A 20,704-nucleotide genomic window follows, 5' to 3' on the forward strand; every position below is an offset into this window, starting at 1 on the left:
CATGCGGCCCGCCCCCACTTGGGCGCGCCCCCTTGACCGCGAGCCGTAAACAGGGTGGCTTAAAATCGCCCGCAACCTCATCACCATGGCGCCACGATGCAAAAGCCGCTGTCCGATCTGTATGCCGCCCTGTGCGCCCGCGCGCAGGAGCCCGCTCCCGAAGGCGCGCGCGCTTTATATATAGCGGGGCGACGCTGCGGCTGGGCCACGCACGCGGCCTGCGACGCGCTGCGCGACGCGCCCGAAACACAGTCCGACGGCACGGCATTGCGCATCGGCGAGGGCCTGGCGCCGGGCAATGCGCTGGACGCGGCGCTGGAACAGGCCGCGGAACTGTTGCGCCAAGCCAACTGCCTGCGCGGCTGGCGCGACGAACTGCTGGACGTATTGGATGGCGACGAGACGCTCGGCGTGATCGAACGCGCCGCCGTGCGGCCGCTGGGCCTGTTGACCAAGGCCGTGCACCTGAACGCCTGGACGCCCGACGGCAAGCTGTGGGTCGCGCGGCGTTCTCTCAGCAAATCCACCGATCCCGGTATGTGGGACACGCTAGTTGGCGGACTGGCCGGCAGGGGCGAAGACCTGGAACTGGCGCTGGTGCGCGAATGCGGCGAAGAGGCCGGCCTGGACGAACCCGATCTCGCGCGCCGCACGCCGCTGCGCACGATCCTGCGCATCCACCGCCGGCTGCCCGAGGGCTATCAGGTCGAAGACGTGCTGACCAGCACGTGCATCCTGGCGCCGGACGTCCGTCCCGCCAACCGCGACGGCGAGGTCATGGAAATCGCCACCATCGACGTCGCCACGGCCCTGCACCATGTCGCCGAGGGCGAGTTCACGCTGGAAGCGGCATTGGTGCTGGTCGAGGACATCATGCGGCGCCAGGCCGCGGGCGAGATCACGATCTGATCAGGCGCCGGCCCGGGGCTGAGCCGAGCTGGGCGGGCCTGATACGGCGCAGAACCTAGGACATGGGATTGGGCGAGGCGCGCCTAGTGGGGTGCGCCTAGGGGGGCGTGCCTAGCGGGGCGCAGGTTCCGGCGTTCCCAGCACGGACCCCGCCGCGGCGTCATCGTCACCCGATGATTCACCGCGCAGTTCGCGGGCCGCTTGCATATCCTCGGCCTGGGCCGGACTGACCGCGCCAGCGGCTTCCGCGGCCTCGGCCGCCTGCGCCGAGCTGGGCGGCGGCACGGGCGCCGGCGCGGCGGCCGCGGCCGCAGACTGCTGCGAAAACTGCTTCCACACTTCAATCGCGCGCAGGCGCTGCTTGGCCACGACCTGAATGCGTTCTCGCAGGTTCTCGTCGCGGTCGAGCAGGGCGTGGAAGTCGCGCGACGACAGCATCAGCAGCTTGCTGTAGCCCAGCGAGGTCACGTCCGGCGTAAGCTGCACTTCACCCAAAAGACCCAGTTCACCGAAGAATTCGCCGCTGCCCAGTTCGATCATGGTGTTGTCGGGCAGATGAACCGCCACGGCGCCCGACGCCACGAAGCACATTTCCTCGCCGTGCCGCCCCTTCGTCAGAACACGCTGATCGGGCAATGCCAGGCGGGGCTTGAGCAGCTTGCTGATGGCGCGCAGCGAATCGGGCGACAGGCCCTCGAACAGCGGCACGCGCTTGATGAGTTCGGCCGCGCTCATTTCGATGTCCAGCGGCGGGTGCTTGTCGATGTGCGCCCAGCGGCTTTTCAATTGCTCGGTCAGGTCCGCATAGACTTCGCCGCTGATCAGAAATTGCTCAAGCATGTCGCGATAGCGGATGCGTTCGAGCTCGCGGGCCACGCGGCCCAGATAACTTTCCTGCAGCCATTGGGCGTACGACGGATATTGCAGGTTCAGCGCCTGCAAGGCGTTTTCGATCAGATCCAGACGGCGCTGGTGCAGCGACACGATGCGCTGCGTGGCCTCTTCGCCAAGCAGCGGCGTGATCTGCTCGCGCGCAAAGGCGATCAGGCGCTGCGCGACCGAGCGCTTGCTCATCAGGTTGGCAAAGCGCTGGCCAAGCTCGCGCGCCAGCCAGCCCTGAAAGCCGAACAGGTAATGCAGCCGCAATGCCAGCCGGAAACCCGTCGAATAGCGGACATCGGCGGCAATGGCGCGCTCGAAGCCTTCAACGCCGCCCAGCCGGATCGCGTCTTCCAGCCGTTCGGCCCGCGCCAGCAGGGTTTCGGCCATGCGCCAGTCCACGATCTGCGCCTTCAGGATGTCGAAGAACATTTCCTCTTCGCGCTGGGCAACCATGGCCAGTCCCACGGACACGCGCTGCTCGTCGGTCATCTGGCTGACCCGGCCGTCGTGCACGCTGGCCAGGCTGGCGTCGAACACCGCGCGGATACGGTCGCGGACTTCGTTGCCGATGTGCTCGGCCTTGGCCACTTCCTCGGTCTTGCCCTGCAGATCTTCCAGCGCCACGGCCAGCACCTGATTGCGGATGGTGCGCTCGACCGGCGACAGCTGGTTCAGCCCCAACATGCGAATCAGCGGCCGCAGGCTGATGCCGTTGACGAACAGGGTCATCAGCACAAAGCCCGTGGTGGCCACGGCGATGAACTGGCGCGCCTCTTCGGGCACGCCCATCTGCTCGGTCACCGCCAGCGCCAGCGCCAGCGACACGGCGCCGCGCAATCCGCCCCACAGCATCACCACCTTGTAGGGATTGCTGACCTTGGTGCCCAGCCGGGTCAGGCCAAGCAGCGGCAGCAGCCCAAACACCACGATCGCCCGCGCGACCAGCGTCACCACGAACACCACACCCACCAGCACCAGTTCCTGCCAATCGGCCGCCGCCATCAGCTTCGGGATCAGCATGGCGGCGAACAGGAAGATGAGGGAATTGGCCCAGAAACCAAACTGCTCCCAGGCGCTGGCCAGGTGTTCGAAGGTGGTCGGCGACATGCGGGTGCGGCCGGTGGACCCGACCACCAGGCCCGCGATCACGGTGGCGACCACGCCCGACACGTTCAGGTAATGCTCGGAGATGAAGAAGGACAGATAGGCCAGCGTCAGCGTCAGGGTGATCTCGGCCGTGGGAAAGCCGCGCAGCCAGGCGAACAGAAAGCAGGCCAGGCGCCCCATCGCAAACCCGGCCACGCCGCCGCCGATGAAGTGCACGATGAAGTCATTGAAGATGCCGCTGACGGACAGTTCGCCTTTGCCGCTAAGCACGGCCAGCAGCACCGAGTACAACGCGATCGACGCCGCGTCGTTGAACAGGCTTTCGCCCTCGACCAGCGTCGTCAGCCGCTTGGGCGCGCCCACTTCGCGAAAGATCCCGACCACTGCCACCGGATCCGTCGTCGCCACGATGGCGCCCAGCAGCAGGCAAACGACTAGCCCATAGGGCGAGATGGCATCCAGCGTCACCCCCACCACGACCGTGCAGACAACCACGGCCACGATGGCCATCATCAGGATCGGCCCGATGTCGTCCATCAGTCGGCGCACGTTCATCGACAGCGCCGTCTCAAACAGCAGCACCGGCAGGAATACCATCAGGAAGGTCTCTGACGAGATCTCGAAGCGCTCCAGCGAATCGAGAAAGTCACCGATCCAGGCGGGCGCCCAGCCGTGCACGTGAATGACGATCCCGAGCAGACAGCCGACGATGGCGAGCAGCACCGAATAGGGCAGCTTGACGCGGCCGGCCAGGGGCGGCATGAAGCAGACCAGCGTGAGCAGGCCCGCAAGACCAAATACGAGAAAACCAACATCCATGGGTAGCGCCGCGTCCCGATCGTAGTGCTTGTGGAAAGTTTCACAAGAATAGCGGCTTTTTTCCGGCGCTCGCGGCCGGGGCGTGGCGGGAATCGGGGAGAATGCACGTTTCGTTACCCCAATGGACGCTTGCGAAACGTGCCGCGCCATGTTTTTTGGGTAATGTGGCATCACGCGAACTTTTGCAGGAGCGGCACGTGGCACGCATCCACACCTTGACCCGGCGCCACGACGCGCCCGCGATGCTCGTCCAGTTGACCGATAGCCATCTTTTCGGCGAACCCGAAACGTCGATGCTGGGCGTCAATACCGACGCAAGCCTGCGCGCCGTGCTGCGCCAGATCGAAGCCGACGGCAAGCATCCCGACCTGCTGCTCGCCACGGGCGACCTGTCGCAGGACGGCGAAGCCGCAGGCTACCGGCGTTTCGCGCGCATCCTGTCCGAATCGGCCGCGTTGGAACGCGCGACCATCCGCTGCCTGCCCGGCAATCACGATCAACCATCCGTCCTGCGCCAGGAACTCTCCGACTGGTCCATGCCCGTGACCGACGTGGGCGCATGGCGCATCGTTGCGCTGGACACCACGGTGCCCGGCTCGAACGCGGGCCATCTATGCAACGGCGAACTGGACATGCTGGAAGCGGCGCTGGCGCAGGCGCCCGATCGCCACACGCTGGTGGCGATGCACCATAACCCGATGCAGATCGACAGCCACTGGCATGACTCGATGATGATCGACAACCCCCAGGCGCTCTTCAAGCTGCTGGCGCGATTTGCCCAGGTGCGCGTGCTGCTCTGGGGCCATGTGCACCACGAGTTCGACCGCCGCCGGCACAACCTGCGCATGCTGGCCACGCCCTCGACGTGTTTTCAATTCAGCATCCGAGACGGCAAGCACATCGTCGACAACATGGCGCCGGGCTACCGGTGGATCAAGCTTTACCAGGACGGGTCGATGGCGACCGGAGTGCGCCGCGTCCAGGACGCGCTATGGCACACGGCGCTGGCGGCGCCGGATAGCGCACGGGCCGCATGATTTCTTGCAGCGCTTGCGTTCCGAGCGGGCATAAAAAACGGGGCACCGATATGCTAGGTGCCCCGCAAGCATCCGTCTCATAGGGGAGGGGAAAGAGGAGAAGCCGAGACGGATGACAAGACTGCTAACCGAAGTTCGCGGTCTACATGAAGTTAGGCGGCGCCTTCCCCATTAAGTTTCTGCGAACCCGGAAAATTTAACCCCGAATTTGTATCAATTTATTGGCCGCCCACCGCGCGCGGCCAAAGAAAAAAGGCCGCAACTTGCGGCCTTTGACTTGGATGCAGCGACGGGCGCGGCTACGGGGTCTGGCAACCTCACGAGGCGAGGTTGCCGCGCATCTTTTTCAGCGCCGCCGCTTCGATCTGGCGGATGCGTTCGGCCGACACGCCAAACTCTTGCGCAAGCTCGTGCAGCGTGGCGCCGCCGTCGTCCTGCAACCAGCGGGCTTCAACGATGCGGCGCGAGCGCGGATCCAGCGCATCGAGCGCACCGGTCAGGCCGGCGCTTTGCAGCTGATCGCGCGCGGCGCGTTCCAGCACGCGCGTGGGCTCCTGGCGGCCTTCGTCGGACAGGTAGGCGATCGGCGCGTAGCTGTCGTCGTCGTCGTCCTGGTTTTCCAGCGACATGTCGCGGCCGGACATCCGGACTTCCATTTCGCTCACGTCTTCGTGGCGAACGTTCAGCTCGCGAGCAATGTGGTCGACCTGTTCCGGATCCAGGGTCTGGCCGTCGGGACGCATGCTGCGCAGGTTAAAGAACAGCTTGCGCTGCGCCTTGGTCGTGGCCACCTTGACCAACCGCCAGTTGCGGATGATGTATTCGTGGATTTCGGCCTTGATCCAGTGAACGGCGAAGGACACCAGGCGCACGCCGCGCTCGGGGTCAAAACGCTTGACGGCCTTCATCAGGCCGACGTTGCCTTCCTGGATGAGGTCGGCGTGGGGCAGGCCATAACCCAGGTATTGCCGGGCCACGGACACCACAAGGCGCAGGTGCGACAGAATCAGCTCGCGAGCGGCGCCCAGATCTTCCTGGTCACGCAGGCGGCGGCCGAGTTCCGTTTCGCGATCCGCGGAGAGCACCGGCAGGCGGTTGACCGCGGAGATATAGGCGTCGATCGTGCCGAGAGCGCCCGGATTGGCAATGGCCAACGCCAGAGCGTTGCCGGAAGCGGTCAACGAGGTACTGGGTTGTTTCATAGCGGGGGTCTCCGGATGGCGAAGAGATAACGACATGAATTCGATGTTAGCACTCAAGTAATAGGAGTGCTAATTCGACTGTTGCGACGCGTCAAAGTTTCATTCTGATGGCGCGTCCCCATTTATTCGGGCCGCCCAGTGTAATGGCGTTACCAGCCCAGGCGCTTCAGCCCTTCGGCGGTGGCCTGACCGTCCGGACGGATGAAGAGCGCGCCGCGCGGATCCATGAAGACCTGGTAGCGGGCCCCGTCAAACAGCGGCATGTACGCGCCGCTGCCAAATTGGACATCGACAAAGGGGAACCAGTTCGGAAAACTTTTCTTCAGGGATCCGAGGTCGGGTGCCGGCCAATCATCCAGCGGGTGCACCGACCGCGTGGCGGTGGCCTCGCGGGCGGCATCGCTGTAGCGTCCGGACAGGCGTTCTAGCCGGTACAGCGGCGGCACGCCGGCCATCAGCGCGGGCAGTCTCCAGCGGACGACCCGGGCGTCGATCTGCCACTGGTCGCCATATAGAACATATTGCTTTGAGCCGATGGCGGGCGCGCTGGCATTGACCTGGAACTGGCCCTCGGCCTGTTGGCGGACGTCGATGCTGGCCACCGGCTCGTCGGTGGTCAGCCGCACGAACTGCACCAGCGACAGGGCCAGCAGACCGGTCACGCATCCCAGGCACACCAGCAGCAGGCCGCACGTGCGGCGCACCGGCCGGAACTGGAACATGCGACGACCGCGTTCGTCTCGCGGCCCGCCGCGGCCCAGCAACATGACCAAGCCCGGCAAGAGGACGATGACGGCGCCCAGCAGGATCCAGGCGAAGGGAGCGATTCCGTTGATCAAATCAGACGTTCCTATTCAAGCCGCCGCAGGCTGCAGCGCGGCGGGCGCAGGAAGCCGCCACCCGCCGCGGCAGGTCCGCCAGTATAGAAGCGGGCGTCAGGCGCCCGGTTTTCCAAGCCGCTCGACGTGAAACCGGATGTGATCCTCGATGAACGTCGAGATGAAGTAGTAGCCGTGGTCGTAGCCGGGCTGGCGGCGCAGGGTCAGCGGCTGCCCTGCGGCCGCGCATGCCGCCTCGAACACCTCGGGATACAACTGCTCGGCCAGGAATTGGTCCGCGTCGCCTTGGTCGATGAGGATGCCCCCGGGGAAAGGCTGCTGCAGGCCGCGCATCAGCGCGGAGGCGTCATAGGCCGCCCAGTCCGCCTCGTCGGCGCCCAGATAGGCGCCGAACGCCTTCTTGCCCCACGGGCACTGACTGGGCGCGGCGATCGGCGCAAATGCCGAGACCGAACGGAACTTGCCGGGGTTGCGCAGCGCCAGCACCAGCGCGCCGTGACCGCCCATGGAGTGGCCGAAGATGCCGGTGCGCGACGCGTCGCCCGGCAGAGCGCCGCCGGTGACGATGCCGTGCAGCTCCTGGGTGACATAGCTGTACATGCGGTAATGGTCGCGCCACGCGGGCGTGGTGGCATCCACATAAAAGCCGGCGCCGGTGCCCAGGTCCCAGCTTTCGTCTTCGCCGGGCACGCCTGCGCCGCGCGGGCTCGTGTCGGGCGCAACCAGCATGACGCCCAGTTCGGCGGCCAGCCGCTGCGCGCCCGCCTTGATCATGAAGGTCTCTTCGGTGCAGGTCAGGCCCGCCAGGTAGAACAGCACCGGCACCGGACCCTGCTCGGCCTGCGGCGGCACATAGACGGAGAACCGCATGGGCAGCCCGATTTCCGTGGAGGCGTGGCGGTAATAGCTCTGCGTGCCGCCGAAGCACCGATGCTGCGAGATGAGTTCGAGGGACGCGGCCATGGCTTGCTCCGGGAAAAGAGGTTGGAGATCGGAAAAATCGTCGGCGTTAGGGGAATCCACGGTGCGACGTTCCGTCGCCGAATGTTAACCTGCCCCTCAATGAGCGCCCGCCACAAAAAAATACGATTCCGCGCTCAGATTGTGGTCACGGGACTTGACCAGCGCCCACCGTGGCACTATTTATATACCGTGAGTGAAGACAACCCGTTCTTCCTGATACGCAAGCCCTGACACTATGGCCCGACTGCCCCGTCTGTACGCCCCTGGGCTGCCCCAACTGGTGCAGGCCAACTTTATTCAGCCGTTGGCGGCGCCATCGCAACCTGCGCCCGCCGACATCCTGAATCAGCTCGCCACCTGGCTGGGCGAATCGGCCCAGCGACACCGGGTGTCGGTGCACGGCTGGCTGCTGGCCAACGACCGCATCCTGCTCCTGGCCACGCCCGCCGACGAAGAAGGCCTGCCCCGCTTGATGCAGACGCTCGGCCGCAACCTGGCGGCGCGGCTGCGCGGCGGCCGGGTGTTCGCGGGCCGTTACCGATCTGCCTTGCTGGAACCCGGCGCGTGGGTGCTGCCTTCGCTGGTCTGGCTGGAGACGTATCCGGTTCGCAGCGGGGCCTCGCAGGATCCCGATTCGTGGCCGTGGTCGTCCGCGTCCAGCCATACCGGCAACACCAGCGCCGCCCCCGCGCAATGGCAATCCGATCACGCCGATTACTGGGCCTGCGGCAACACGCCGTTCGACCGTCAGGCCAACTATCGCAAGCGGCTTCAGGACGGCCTGTCGCGCGAGGAAACCCAGCGCATCGACCAAGCCGTTTCCGGTCAATGGGCGTTGGGCGGCGCGAGCTTCATCGCCAGCCTGGCCCACACCGCGAGCCGGCGCGTGGCGCCCGGCCAGCGCGGCCGGCCCCGCAAGAAGCCTGCGGCCGCAGCCGCGGACAACGAATCCAGCCCGCCTGCGCCGTCGACATCCACACCGCCGGCCACCAATTCCTGATTCTTCGACCCGCCTACACGGCGGGTTTTGTTTGCCTGGGCGTCCTGCGCTGGACTCCAACGGCTTTCCGTGTGGCATGCGCGCCCGCCGCAGCATCGCGCCCGCATGACTGCGCGGGGCGGGCGGGATCGGTGCAGTTTCGCCACACCTCGCGTCGATCCGGACCAGGAAAATCTTCCTTTTAAAGGGGGACACATAACTGCAAATTGGTCCGTTTCCCTGGTCTCTGTCATTCGTCGTGAAGAGACCCCTCTGGCAAGCCCAATAATGGCGCGGCCGTTGTTGTGTCCCTATATTAATGCACTATGATGGAGCGCCTATTTAAATAGGGTCATACCCCGTTTGTTCTTATTGCACCCTACTCATGTCGGGGGTATTGTCCGTCTCCTGCACTGCAACATTACGACGCAGGCCCACTGCGGAGCGCGCCATGCCCCAAATTACCCCGACCGAATCCTGTCCCCCCTCCAAGGCGATCCCCATCGATGCCAGCCGCATCGGTCTGCCTTCGGCCCAGGGCCTGTACAACCCGAAGAACGAACATGACGCCTGCGGCGTCGGCTTCGTGGCCCATATCAAGGGCAAGAAAAGCCACGCAATCATCCAGCAGGGTCTGAAGATCCTGGAAAACCTGGATCACCGCGGCGCGGTCGGGGCCGACAAGCTCATGGGCGACGGCGCGGGCATCCTTATTCAGATCCCCGATACGCTGTACCGCGACGAGCTCAGCCAGCAAGGCATCATCCTGCCCCCGCCCGGCGAGTACGGCGTGGCGATGGTGTTCCTGCCCAAGGAAACGGCTTCGCGCCTGGCCTGCGAACAGGAGCTGGAGCGCTCGGTCCGCGCCGAGGGCCAGGTCGTGCTGGGTTGGCGCGACGTGCCGGTGGACGTTGACATGCCCATGTCGCCCACCGTGCGCGACTGCGAACCCGTGATCCGCCAGCTCTTCATCGGCCGCGGCGCCGATGTGATGGTGCCCGACGCGCTGGAACGCAAGCTGTACGTGATCCGCAAGACCGCCAGCCACGCCATCCAGAACATGCACCTGGCGCACGGCAAGGAATACTTCGTGCCCTCGGCCTCGGTGCGCACCGTGGTCTACAAGGGCCTGCTGCTGGCCGATCAGGTTGGCCGCTACTACCGCGACCTGGCCGACACCCGCACGGTGTCCGCGCTGGCGCTGGTTCACCAGCGTTTCTCGACCAACACGTTCCCTGCCTGGCCCCTGGCCCACCCGTACCGCATGATTGCCCACAACGGCGAAATCAACACGGTCAAGGGCAACTTCAACTGGCTGCGCGCCCGCGAAGGCATGATGCAGTCGGCCGTGCTGGGCGACGACCTGAAGAAGCTCTACCCCATCGTCTACGAAGGCCAGTCGGACACCGCGACGTTCGACAACTGCCTGGAACTGCTGGTCAATTCGGGTTATTCGCTGGCCCACGCCATGATGATGATGATCCCGGAAGCCTGGGAACAGCACACGCAGATGGACGAAAGCCGCCGTGCTTTCTACGAATATCACGCCGCCATGATGGAGCCGTGGGACGGCCCGGCCGCGGTCGCGTTCACCGATGGCCGCCAGATCGGCGCCACGCTGGACCGCAACGGCCTGCGTCCCGCCCGCTATCTGGTCACCGATGACGACATGGTCATCCTGGCCTCGGAAGCCGGCACGCTGTCGATCCCCGAAAACCGCATCGTCAAGAAGTGGCGCCTGCAGCCGGGCAAGATGTTCCTGATCGACCTGGAACAGGGCCGCATCATCGACGACGCCGAAATCAAGCTGCAACTGGCCAACAGCCGTCCGTACCGCCAGTGGATCGAACGCCTGCAAATCAAGCTGGAATCGCTGCCCGCGCCGCGCCAGGTGGCCGTGGCCACGCAATCGGCCGTGTCGCTGCTGGACCGCCAGCAGGCCTTTGGCTGGACCCAGGAAGACTACAAGTTCATCCTGGAACCCATGGCCTCGACCGGCGAGGAAGTGATCGGCTCGATGGGCAACGATGCCCCGCTGGCCGTGCTGTCGGACCGCGCCAAGCCGTTCTACAACTACTTCCGCCAGTTGTTTGCGCAAGTCACGAACCCGCCGATCGACCCCATCCGCGAACAGCTGGTGATGTCGCTGGTGTCCTTCATCGGTCCGAAGCCGAACCTGCTGGACATCAACAACGTCAATCCGCCGCTGCGCCTGGAAGTGTCGCAACCGGTGCTGGACTTCGCTGCGATGGCCCAGATTCGCGACATCGACCAGGTCACGGGCAAGAAATTCCGCAGCTTCGAACTGGACATCACCTATCCCGCCGCCTGGGGCCCCGAAGGCATCGAAGCCCGCGTGGCAGCCCTGTGCGCGCGCGCCGTCGATGCGGTGCGCAGCGGCTACAACATCCTGATCGTGTCGGACCGCCTGGTCGACAGCGAGCGCGTGGCCATCCCCGCGCTGCTGGCCACCTCGGCCGTGCACCAGCACCTGATCCGCGCCGGCCTGCGCACCAACACGGGCCTGGTCGTCGAGACCGGCTCGGCCCGCGAAGTGCACCACTTCGCGCTGCTGGGCGGCTACGGCGCCGAAGCCATTCACCCCTACCTGGCGCTCGAATCGCTGGGCAAGATGAATGACCCCGAAAAGGCCGTGAAGAACTACATCAAGGCGCTGGGCAAGGGCCTGAACAAGGTCATGTCCAAGATGGGCATTTCCACGTACATGTCCTACACCGGCGCGCAGATCTTCGAAGCCGTGGGCCTGCAAAGCGCCCTCGTGAACAAGTACTTCACCGGCACCGCCTCCAACATCGAAGGCATCGGCATCTTCCAGGTTGCCGAGGAAGCGCTGCGCCAGCACCGCGCCGCCTTCAGCGCCGACCCCGTGCTTGCCAATGACCTGGACGCCGGCGGCGAATACGCCTATCGCGTCCGCGGCGAAGAGCACATGTGGACGCCGGATTCGATCGCCAAGTTGCAGCACGCCTCGCGCGCCAACAACTACCGCACGTACAAGGAGTACGCGCAGATCATCAACGACCAGAGCCGCCGTCACATGACGCTGCGCGGCCTGTTCGAATTCCGCTTTGATCCGTCGCGCGCCATCCCGCTGGACGACGTCGAGCCGGCCAAGGAAATCGTCAAGCGCTTTGCCACCGGCGCCATGTCGCTGGGGTCGATCTCGACCGAAGCGCACTCGGTGCTGGCCGTGGCCATGAACCGCATCGGCGGCAAGTCCAACACCGGCGAAGGCGGCGAGGACGAACTGCGCTACCGCGCCGAAATGCGCGAAGGCAAGAGCACCATCAAGGACGGCGACACGCTGGCCTCGGTGCTGGGCACGGACCGCATCGAAGCCGACGTCGAACTGAAGAAGGGCGACTCGCTGCGTTCGAAGATCAAGCAGGTGGCCTCGGGCCGTTTCGGCGTGACCGCCGAGTACCTGTCGTCCGCCGACCAGATCCAGATCAAGATGGCGCAGGGCGCCAAGCCCGGCGAAGGCGGCCAGCTGCCTGGCCACAAGGTGTCGGAATACATCGCCAAGCTGCGTTATTCCGTGCCGGGCGTGGGCCTGATCTCGCCCCCGCCGCACCATGACATCTACTCGATCGAAGATCTGGCGCAGCTGATCCACGACCTGAAGAACGTCAATTCCAAGTCCTCGATCTCGGTCAAGCTGGTGTCCGAAGTCGGCGTGGGCACGGTGGCCGCGGGCGTGGCCAAGGCCAAGGCCGACCACGTCGTGATCGCCGGCCATGACGGCGGCACGGGCGCCTCGCCGGTGTCGTCCATCAAGCACGTGGGCACGCCCTGGGAACTGGGCCTGGCCGAAACGCAGCAGACGCTGGTGCTGAACCGCCTGCGCAGCCGTATCCGCGTGCAGGCCGACGGCCAGATGAAGACCGGCCGCGACGTCGTCATCGGCGCGCTGCTGGGCGCCGACGAATTCGGCTTCGCGACCGCGCCGCTGGTCGTCGAAGGCTGCATCATGATGCGCAAGTGCCACCTGAACACCTGCCCGGTGGGCGTGGCCACTCAGGATCCGGCGCTGCGCAAGAAGTTCCAGGGCAAGCCCGAGCACGTCGTGAACTTCTTCTTCTTCATCGCCGAGGAAGTGCGCGAAATCATGGCCCAGCTGGGCATCCGCAAGTTCGACGACCTGATCGGCCGCGCCGATCTGCTGGACATGCGTTCGGGCGTGGAGCACTGGAAGGCGCAAGGGCTGGACTTCACCCGCGTGTTCCACCAGACCCAGTCCGACGCCGAAGTGCACCAGACCGAAGAGCAGGATCACGGCCTGGCGGGCGCGCTGGATCACCTGCTGATCGAGCGCAGCAAGCCGGCGCTGGAGCGGGGCGAGAAGGTCTCGTTCATCGTGCCGGTGCGCAACCGCAACCGCACGATCGGCGCCATGCTGTCGGGCGCCGTGGCCTCGCGCTACGGCCATGAGGGCCTGCCCGACGACACCATCCACATCCAGTGCAACGGCACCGCCGGCCAAAGCTTTGGCGCGTTCCTGGCGCACGGCATCACGATGGACCTGGTGGGCGAAGGCAACGACTACGTGGGCAAGGGTTTGTCCGGCGGCCGCATCATCGTGCGCTCGCCCAACGACTTCCGCGGCTTCGGTCCCGACCACATCATCGCTGGCAATACCGTGCTGTACGGCGCGCTGGCCGGTGAAGCGTTCTTCAACGGCGTGGCGGGCGAACGCTTTGCCGTGCGCAACTCCGGCGCTGCCACCGTGGTGGAAGGCACCGGCGACCACGGCTGCGAATACATGACTGGCGGCACCGTCGTGGTGCTGGGTTCCACCGGCCGCAACTTCGCGGCGGGCATGTCCGGCGGCGTGGCGTACGTCTGGGATCCGGACCGCACGCTCAAGCACCGCGTGAACCTGTCGATGGTGGAGCTGGAATCGGTCGTGCCGCACGCCGAGCAGCAGTCGCTGAACAACATCGACATCTGGCACAGCGCGCAGCGCGGCGGCGAACGCGAGACGGACGAGACCATCCTGCGCCGCCTGGTGGAAGACCACTTCCGCTACACCGGCAGCTACCGTGCTCGCGAGATCCTGGGCGACTGGGAAGCCTCGCGCGGCAAATTCGTGAAGATCATGCCGACGGACTACCGCCGCGCATTGGGTGAAATGTGGCGTGCAGCCAACCCGCAACAAATGGCTGCGTGAGGGATACCATGGGAAAGATCACTGGCTTTATGGAATACCAGCGCCTGCAGGAGGCCTCCGAGGCCCCGCAGAAGCGGCTGAAGAACTGGCGCGAATTCGTGCTGCACCTGACCGACGACCAGGCCAAGCAGCAGGCGGCGCGCTGCATGGACTGCGGCATCCCGTTCTGCAACAACGGCTGCCCGGTCAACAACATCATCCCGGACTGGAATGACCTGGTGTACAAGCAGGACTGGCGCCGCGCGCTGGACGTCCTGCACTCCACCAACAACTTCCCGGAGTTCACGGGCCGCATCTGCCCGGCGCCCTGCGAAGCCGCCTGTACCTTGAACATCAACAGCGACGCGGTGGGCATCAAGTCCATCGAGCACGCGATCATCGACAAGGGCTGGGCCGAAGGCTGGGTGGCGCCGCAAGTGCCGGCGCGCAAGACGGGCAAGAAGGTCGCCGTCGTGGGCTCGGGCCCGGCCGGCATGGCGTGCGCGCAGCAACTGGCGCGCGCGGGCCACTCGGTGACGCTGTTCGAAAAGAGCGACCGCATTGGCGGCCTGCTGCGCTACGGCATCCCCGACTTCAAGCTGGAAAAGCACCAGATCGACCGCCGCATCTCGCAGATGGAAGCCGAGGGCGTGGAATTTGCGCCGTCGACCTACGTCGGCAACCCGAAGGATCCCGTGGCCGATGGCCTGACCGTGCGCACGCCGCAATCGCTGATGGCCGAATTTGACGCCGTGGTGATGAGCGGCGGCTCCGAGACGCCGCGCGACCTGCCGGTGCCTGGCCGTGAGCTGGAAGGCGTGTACTTCGCCATGGATTTCCTGCGCCAGCAGAACAAGGCCGTGGCGGGCGACCGCCTCACCAACCAGACGCTGGCCAAGGGCAAGCATGTGGTGGTGATCGGCGGCGGCGACACGGGTTCCGACTGCGTCGGCACCAGCAACCGCCACGGCGCGGCGTCGGTCACGCAGTTCGAACTGATGCCCCAGCCGCCAGAGTCCGAGAACAAGGCCATGACGTGGCCGTACTGGCCGCTGAAGATGCGCACGTCGTCCTCGCACGAGGAAGGCTGCGAGCGCGACTGGTCGGTGACCACCAAGCTGCTCAAGGGCGCCAACGGCAAGGTCGAAAAACTGGTCGGCGCGCGCGTCGAATGGTTCAAGGACGACGCCACCGGCCAGATGAAGATGCGCGAGGTCGAAGGTTCGGAATTCGAGATCAAGGCCGACCTGGTGCTGCTGGCCATGGGCTTCGTGTCGCCGGTGCAGAACGTGCTGGACGCGTTCGGCGTGGATCGCGACGGCCGCGGCAATGTGCGCGCCAACACCGACGACTACCGCACCAGCGTCGAAAAGGTCTTCACCGCCGGCGACATGCGCCGCGGCCAGTCGCTCGTCGTCTGGGCCATCCGCGAAGGCCGCCAATGCGCGCGTTCGGTCGACGCCTACCTCATGGGAAGCAGCGATCTGCCGCGTTGATCGCAACACGACCTATCAACGCCGCCGGTCGCCTTGCGCGCCGGCGGCGTTTGTTTTGGGCGGCGAAATCACACATTCCTGTTGCGGCATAACCACTTTCTGAAAGCGGTCTTTTCACGATTTGACACACGTCAAGTTGGGGGACAGGGCGGTCTGAGAACCTGTCGGCTCACCCCACACGGAAAGATCGGAGAAGAAAATGTTTTCGCTGAACGGGCGTATCCGCGCCACCGCCATTGCCGGTTTGATCGCTGCCGGCGCATTTGCCGCCCCCGCCCATGCCCACGAAGCGGGCGATGTGCTGTTCCGCGTGGGCGTGACCCAAGTCCGCCCCTCGCAAAACAATGGCTCGGTGCTCGACGGCAGCGTCAAGCTGGATGTGAGCAACAACGTGCGCCCCAGCTTCACCCTGGCCTACATGGCCACCCGCAACATCGGCATCGAACTGCTGGGCGCCTGGCCCTTCCAGCATGACGTCAACGGCAGCAACCTGGGCAAGATCGGCTCCACCAAGCAACTGCCCCCCACCCTCAGCCTGCAATGGCACATCCTGCCCGACAGCATGATCCAGCCGTACATCGGCGTGGGCATCAACTACACGCACTTCTTCGACACCAAGGGCGAAGGCGCGCTGAAGGGCTCGAACCTGAAGCTGGGCGATTCCTGGGGCGTGGCCGCGCAATTGGGCGCGGACGTCAAGATCAACGACCGCTGGTTCATGAACGCCGACATCCGCTACATCGACATCAAGTCCAAGGTGACGCTGGACGGCGAACGTGTCGGCACCGCCCGGATCGATCCGTGGGTGGCCACGCTGGGCGTCGGCTACCGCTTCTGATCGCGGCCCCTGACGATGCGCGCGGCCTCGCGCGCATCGGTCAATCCTGCGGCGCCTGCAGCCGGCTCCGCAGGGCCTGCAACGCCGGCGTGTCGTCATCGGCACGCCAGACAAGCTGGGTCAGCGCCTGCCCGTGGGGACCCGACAGCGCCCCCACGCGCACCGAATGCTCCGCCCCCAGCACCGCCAGCACCGACCGCGGCACGATCGCCACGCCGGTCCCCGCGGCCACACACGCCACGATGGCGTGATACGACGCAAACTCCATCACCTTGTCCGGCGCAATGCCTTCCTGGTTCAACCACGACTCCAGGATCCGCCGGTACGAGCAGCCCGCCGCAAACGCGATGACGCTGCGGTTGACCAGATCTTTCGCGCTGCCGATAGGCGCCCAGGCCAGCGGTGAGATCAGCGCCAATTCTTCCTTGAACGCATCCATCGCCGCCAGGCCTTCCGCGGGAAAGGGCTGCGCCACGAACGCAGCCTCGATCTCGTAATTGCGCACCTTTGCGGCCAGCGCGCCCGACGTGCCGGTGACCAGTTCGATGCGCACCTTGGGCCAAGCCTCGTGATAGGCCGCCAGGATGGGCGGCAGGCGGGCGGCCGCCGTGCTTTCCATGGTGCCGATGCGCAGCACGCCTTGCAGGGCGCCTTCCCGGACGGCCGATTGCGCCTCGTCGGACAGGCGCAGCAGCCGGTCCGCATAAGACAGCAGCACCCGGCCCTGATCCGACAACACCAGGCGGCGGTTCTGCCGCCGAAAGAGCGGCGTTCCCAGCGACGTCTCCAACTGCTTCAGGCGGGTCGAGACGTTGGACTGGACACGGTTCAGGTGCGCGGCGGCGCGCGCCACCCCGCCCTGGTCGGCAACCGTCTTGAAGATCTGCAACGCGTCGAGATCCAAGTTTCTCATTTTGGGAACTCACGTTCTCAATAATTCACTATTCAAGATATTAGTACAGCCGTAGAGTTGGGCCATGTCAACGCCTGCTTACCCTTCACTCGACCCCTCGGCCAGCGCCACCCGTCTGGCATGGCCCGCGGCCCTTGCGCTGGCGGCCGCCATGGGCATCGGACGCTTTGCCTTCACGCCGGTCTGGCCGTTGATGGCGCAGGAGTCTGGTCTGTCGCTTGCACAGGGCGGCTGGATGGCGTCGGCCAATTACGCGGGCTACCTGCTGGGCGCGCTGGCGGCCATCGTCTGGCCCGTGCGCCGGCTGCGCGCCACGCTGGCGGCCAGCCTGGCCGCCGTGGCCGCCCTGACGCTTGCCATGCCGCTTGTGAACAACGTGGCCGGCTGGTCGGCGCTGCGGCTGGCCGCGGGCTATGCCAGCGCCAGCGCCTTCATCTGCGTGGTGGCGTGGCGGCCGGTTCCCGCCGGGGACGCGCGAGAGGCGTCGGTATCCGCGGTGACGTACGCCGGCGTGGGCGCGGGCATCGCGCTCACGGGGCTGGCGTGCCTGGCCTTGATGGGCTGGGGCGCGGGCGCCAACCTGACCTGGTCCGCGCTGGGCACCCTGGCGCTGGCGCTGTCCGCGGCGGCGGGGACTGGCCTCACCCGGCAATCGCCCCCGGTCCGCCAGACGGGCGCCGGCGCGCCACCGGCGCGGCTGCCTCAGGGCATTGCCGTGCTGTCGCTGCACTACGGCGTTTTCGGGGTGGGTTACATCATCCCGGCGACCTTCCTGCCCGCCATGGCCAAGGAGATCTTTCCCAATCCGGCGATCTTCGGGTGGGCGTGGCCGATTTTCGGGATGGCTGCGGCGCTGTCCTGCCTGCTGGTACCCCGGCTGGCGCGGGGCCGTGACGACCGGCAAGTGTGGCGCGGCGCGCAGGCGCTGATGGCGGCCGGCATGCTGGCCGTGGCGCTGTGGCACCACATTGCCGCCGTGATTCTGGCGGCGCTGCTGGTGGGCGGCACCTTCATGGTGATCACGCAGGCGGGCATGTTGACCGCGCGCCGCCGGTCGGGCGCGGCGGGGCCACGGGCGGCGGCCATCATGACGGCGGCGTTCGCTGCCGGGCAGATCCTGGGCCCGCTGCTGACCTCGTGGGCGGCGCGCTGGGGCGCCGGGTTGCCGCAGGTGTTGGCTGCCAGCGCGGCGCTGCTGGCGCTGTCGGCCTGGGGGCTGGGAAAAGTCACGACAGAGGGCAATGGCGCTGGGCATAATGCCATCGGCCCCTCGGGCCAATCACACAGCAATTAAAAAGCAGGAAAAGAGGAGTCCCCAGCATGAAAGCACTACGCCCCCTGATTGCCGCCCTGGCCGCCACCGCCGCCTTTGGCGGCGCCGCCCAGGCCCAGACCGCCGAATGGCCCGCCAAGCCGGTGACCATGATCGTCCCCTATGCCCCCGGCGGGTTTGCCGACACGCGCGTGCGCCTCCTGGCGCGCAAGCTGGGCGAGTCGCTGGGCCAGCCTGTCGTGGTCGAGAACAAGGCGGGCGCCGGTGGCGTGGTTGGCACCAACCTCATCGCCAAGGCGGCGCCGGACGGCTACACGATCGGCACGGGCAACCTGGCCCCGATGGCGGTCAACCCGTCCCTGATGAAGGAAATGCCCTACAACCCGCAAAAGGACCTGGCGCCGATCATCCTGATCGAAAACAGCCCCCTGGTCCTGAGCGTGAACAACGAACTGCCGGTCAAGACGCTGGCCGACCTGATCGCGCTGGCCAAGAAGCAGCCGGGCAAGCTGACTTTCGGTTCGTCCGGCGTGGGTGGCGCGCACCACCTGTCGGGCGAGATGTTCCGCGAGCAGGCCAAGATCGACATCATCCACGTGCCCTACAAGGGCGGCAGCCTGGCCGCGACCGACCTGATGGGCGGCCACATCTCGATGATGTTCGAAATGGGCTATTCCGCGCTGCCCGCCATCCAGGGCAACAAGATCCACCCGATCGCCGTCACGTCCGCCAAGCGCCTGGCCGTGCTGCCCGACGTGCCCACCATGGCCGAATCCGGCCTGCCGGGCTTTGAGTCCTACAACTGGCAGGGCATCGTCGCGCCGGCCGGCACGCCCGCGCCGATCATCGCCAAGCTGAACGCCGAGTTCAACCGCATCCTGAAGGAACCGGATGTGCAAAAGGCCATCGCCGACACCGGCAGCCAGGCCGGCGGCGGCACGCCCGAGGAATTCGCCGCGTTCATCAAGAGCGAAAGCGAAAAGTGGGCGCACGTCATCAAGGCTGGAAACATCCAGCTTCAATAACCTCCCAGGAGTTTTCCCATGGCTTCCCCTCTGATTGAACTGCTCAAGCTGGACCATCCCATCATTCAGGCGCCCATGGCGGGCGGCGCCACCACGGTGGAACTGGTGGCCGAGGCATCGAAGGCGGGCGCCCTGGGATCGCTTGGGGCGGCTTACATGACGCCGGAACAGATCGACGCGGCGGCCGCGGCGATCCGTGCGCGCACGGACCGCCCGTTCGCCATCAATCTGTTCGCGTCCGTGCCGCAGCAACCCATGACGGGCAATGCGGAGGCGATGCTGGCCCTGATGGCCCGCTACCACGAGCAACTGGGCCTGCCTGCCCCCGAGGCGCCCGGTCCGCAGACCGACCCGCTGGCGGGCCAGCTCGAGGCCATCCTGCGGATCCGTCCCGCCGTCCTGAGCTTCACCTTCGGCCGCCTGCCCGCTGAGGCCGTGGCGCGCTGCCGCGAGCTGGGCATCCTGACCGTGGGGACGGCCACCACGGTGCGCGAGGCTCAGACGCTGGAGCAGGACGGCGTGGACGCCGTCGTGGCGCAAGGCGCCGAGGCGGGCGGCCACCGCGGCACCTTCCTGGATGCCTTCGAGGCGTCCCTGATCGGCACGATGGCCCTGGTGCCTCAGGTGGCCGACGCCGTCTCGGTGCCAGTCATTGCGTCGGGCGGCATCATGGACGGGCGCGGCATCGCGGCCGCCCTGGCGCTGGGCGCCGACCTGGTTCAAATGGGGACGGCCTTTCTCACGACGGACGAATCCGGCATCAGCGAGGCCTACAAGGCCGTCCTGCCCGCCTCCCGCGCGGAACAGTCCCGAGTCACCCGCGCCTTTTCCGGCCGCCCCGCGCGGGGCATCGCCAACGCCTTCATGCGGGACGCGGACGCCATCGGGGGCGACATCCTGCCGTATCCGCTGCAGAACGCGCTGACGCGCCCGATGCGCACGGCGGGCGGCAAGAGCGGCAACATCAACGTCCTGTCCCTGTGGGCCGGCCAGGGTGCGCCGCTGGCGCGGCGGGAATCGACGGCGGATTTGATTCAGCGTCTGGCCCGCGAGATGGCGGCGGCGCGAGCACGGCGCTGAAGAAGCATGGCGGGGCCGCTAAAAAGGGTGTCTGACACCCGGGTCGGAGGCGTGTGCGCTGGGCTGGCGTTCCAGGGGTGTCAGACACCCGTGACGCCTAGAAAGATGGCAGCCAGCCGCCCGCCGGATTGTCCGTGGAATTGAAAACACTGTTCCACGTGCGGCCGGTCCG

Annotated in this window: 14 protein-coding genes; 9 read left to right on the forward strand and 5 right to left on the reverse strand. The window is 66.3% G+C overall.

Annotated elements, in window-relative coordinates:
* Nucleotides 1–96: 96 nt before the first annotated feature.
* Nucleotides 97–909, forward strand: a complete 813-nt coding sequence (locus KVT32_RS10240) for an NUDIX hydrolase family protein (RefSeq protein ID WP_217618137.1) — start codon at nucleotides 97–99, stop codon at nucleotides 907–909.
* Nucleotides 910–1,020: 111 nt separating this feature from the next.
* Here KVT32_RS10240 and KVT32_RS10245 read toward each other — a convergent pair whose 3' ends face one another.
* On the reverse strand, nucleotides 1,021–3,717 hold the full coding sequence (locus KVT32_RS10245) for a cation:proton antiporter (protein ID WP_180099714.1): 2,697 nt from the start codon (nucleotides 3,715–3,717) through the stop codon (nucleotides 1,021–1,023).
* Nucleotides 3,718–3,914: 197 nt separating this feature from the next.
* Between KVT32_RS10245 and cpdA the strand changes: the two genes are divergently transcribed.
* Nucleotides 3,915–4,754 (forward strand): 3',5'-cyclic-AMP phosphodiesterase, encoded by an 840-nt coding sequence (cpdA, locus tag KVT32_RS10250; RefSeq protein WP_217618138.1) that lies wholly within the window; start codon nucleotides 3,915–3,917, stop codon nucleotides 4,752–4,754.
* A gap of 317 nt (nucleotides 4,755–5,071) precedes the next feature.
* Here cpdA and rpoH read toward each other — a convergent pair whose 3' ends face one another.
* The 3 genes from rpoH to fghA form a co-directional block, all read right to left on the reverse strand.
* Nucleotides 5,072–5,956 (reverse strand): RNA polymerase sigma factor RpoH, encoded by an 885-nt coding sequence (rpoH, locus tag KVT32_RS10255; RefSeq protein WP_062840194.1) that lies wholly within the window; start codon nucleotides 5,954–5,956, stop codon nucleotides 5,072–5,074.
* Nucleotides 5,957–6,105: 149 nt separating this feature from the next.
* Nucleotides 6,106–6,795, reverse strand: a complete 690-nt coding sequence (locus tag KVT32_RS10260; RefSeq protein WP_217618139.1) for a hypothetical protein — start codon at nucleotides 6,793–6,795, stop codon at nucleotides 6,106–6,108.
* A gap of 96 nt (nucleotides 6,796–6,891) precedes the next feature.
* Nucleotides 6,892–7,758, reverse strand: a complete 867-nt coding sequence (gene fghA, locus KVT32_RS10265; protein WP_217618140.1) for an S-formylglutathione hydrolase — start codon at nucleotides 7,756–7,758, stop codon at nucleotides 6,892–6,894.
* 235 nt (nucleotides 7,759–7,993) lie between these two features.
* Here fghA and KVT32_RS10270 point away from each other — a divergent pair, with 235 nt between their 5' ends.
* From KVT32_RS10270 to KVT32_RS10285, 4 genes are all read left to right on the forward strand, one after another.
* Nucleotides 7,994–8,758 (forward strand): hypothetical protein, encoded by a 765-nt coding sequence (locus KVT32_RS10270; protein ID WP_056320346.1) that lies wholly within the window; start codon nucleotides 7,994–7,996, stop codon nucleotides 8,756–8,758.
* A 430-nt stretch (nucleotides 8,759–9,188) separates the two neighbouring features.
* The gene (locus tag KVT32_RS10275; RefSeq protein ID WP_217618141.1) at nucleotides 9,189–13,928 is read left to right on the forward strand and encodes a glutamate synthase-related protein; all 4,740 of its coding nucleotides are present in this window, start codon (nucleotides 9,189–9,191) and stop codon (nucleotides 13,926–13,928) included.
* A gap of 8 nt (nucleotides 13,929–13,936) precedes the next feature.
* Nucleotides 13,937–15,403: a glutamate synthase subunit beta gene (locus tag KVT32_RS10280; protein WP_056320351.1), complete on the forward strand. Its 1,467-nt coding sequence runs from the start codon at nucleotides 13,937–13,939 to the stop codon at nucleotides 15,401–15,403.
* Nucleotides 15,404–15,602: 199 nt separating this feature from the next.
* Nucleotides 15,603–16,241, forward strand: a complete 639-nt coding sequence (locus tag KVT32_RS10285; protein WP_062840189.1) for an OmpW family protein — start codon at nucleotides 15,603–15,605, stop codon at nucleotides 16,239–16,241.
* Nucleotides 16,242–16,281: 40 nt separating this feature from the next.
* Here the strand turns inward: KVT32_RS10285 and KVT32_RS10290 are convergent, their stop codons facing one another.
* On the reverse strand, nucleotides 16,282–17,154 hold the full coding sequence (locus tag KVT32_RS10290) for a LysR family transcriptional regulator (protein WP_217618142.1): 873 nt from the start codon (nucleotides 17,152–17,154) through the stop codon (nucleotides 16,282–16,284).
* Nucleotides 17,155–17,218: 64 nt separating this feature from the next.
* Here KVT32_RS10290 and KVT32_RS10295 point away from each other — a divergent pair, with 64 nt between their 5' ends.
* The 3 genes from KVT32_RS10295 to KVT32_RS10305 are packed head-to-tail and all read left to right on the forward strand — an operon-like array spanning nucleotide 17,219 to nucleotide 20,532.
* Nucleotides 17,219–18,448 (forward strand): YbfB/YjiJ family MFS transporter, encoded by a 1,230-nt coding sequence (locus KVT32_RS10295; RefSeq protein WP_217618143.1) that lies wholly within the window; start codon nucleotides 17,219–17,221, stop codon nucleotides 18,446–18,448.
* Between the two features lie 26 nt (nucleotides 18,449–18,474).
* Nucleotides 18,475–19,452, forward strand: coding sequence for a tripartite tricarboxylate transporter substrate binding protein (locus KVT32_RS10300; RefSeq protein WP_062840186.1), 978 nt, complete (start codon nucleotides 18,475–18,477; stop codon nucleotides 19,450–19,452).
* An 18-nt stretch (nucleotides 19,453–19,470) separates the two neighbouring features.
* Nucleotides 19,471–20,532, forward strand: coding sequence for a nitronate monooxygenase family protein (locus KVT32_RS10305; protein ID WP_217618144.1), 1,062 nt, complete (start codon nucleotides 19,471–19,473; stop codon nucleotides 20,530–20,532).
* The last annotated feature ends 172 nt before the right edge of the window (nucleotides 20,533–20,704 follow it).

This window comes from Achromobacter sp. GbtcB20, assembly GCF_019091095.1.
GTDB classification, from domain to species: Bacteria; Pseudomonadota; Gammaproteobacteria; order Burkholderiales; family Burkholderiaceae_B; genus Achromobacter; species Achromobacter mucicolens.

Excerpts from the sequence above, each read along its gene's own strand:
- fghA (WP_217618140.1), bottom strand. The coding sequence starts at position 7,758 with ATGGCCGCGTCCCTCGAACTCATCTCGCAGCATCGGTGCTTCGGCGGC.
- KVT32_RS10300 (WP_062840186.1), top strand. The coding sequence starts at position 18,475 with ATGAAAGCACTACGCCCCCTGATTGCCGCCCTGGCCGCCACCGCCGCC.
- KVT32_RS10270 (WP_056320346.1), top strand. The coding sequence starts at position 7,994 with ATGGCCCGACTGCCCCGTCTGTACGCCCCTGGGCTGCCCCAACTGGTG.
- KVT32_RS10305 (WP_217618144.1), top strand. The coding sequence starts at position 19,471 with ATGGCTTCCCCTCTGATTGAACTGCTCAAGCTGGACCATCCCATCATT.
- KVT32_RS10245 (WP_180099714.1), bottom strand. The coding sequence starts at position 3,717 with ATGGATGTTGGTTTTCTCGTATTTGGTCTTGCGGGCCTGCTCACGCTG.
- KVT32_RS10295 (WP_217618143.1), top strand. The coding sequence starts at position 17,219 with ATGTCAACGCCTGCTTACCCTTCACTCGACCCCTCGGCCAGCGCCACC.
- KVT32_RS10280 (WP_056320351.1), top strand. The coding sequence starts at position 13,937 with ATGGGAAAGATCACTGGCTTTATGGAATACCAGCGCCTGCAGGAGGCC.
- KVT32_RS10290 (WP_217618142.1), bottom strand. The coding sequence starts at position 17,154 with ATGAGAAACTTGGATCTCGACGCGTTGCAGATCTTCAAGACGGTTGCC.
- rpoH (WP_062840194.1), bottom strand. The coding sequence starts at position 5,956 with ATGAAACAACCCAGTACCTCGTTGACCGCTTCCGGCAACGCTCTGGCG.
- KVT32_RS10275 (WP_217618141.1), top strand. The coding sequence starts at position 9,189 with ATGCCCCAAATTACCCCGACCGAATCCTGTCCCCCCTCCAAGGCGATC.
- KVT32_RS10240 (WP_217618137.1), top strand. The coding sequence starts at position 97 with ATGCAAAAGCCGCTGTCCGATCTGTATGCCGCCCTGTGCGCCCGCGCG.
- KVT32_RS10285 (WP_062840189.1), top strand. The coding sequence starts at position 15,603 with ATGTTTTCGCTGAACGGGCGTATCCGCGCCACCGCCATTGCCGGTTTG.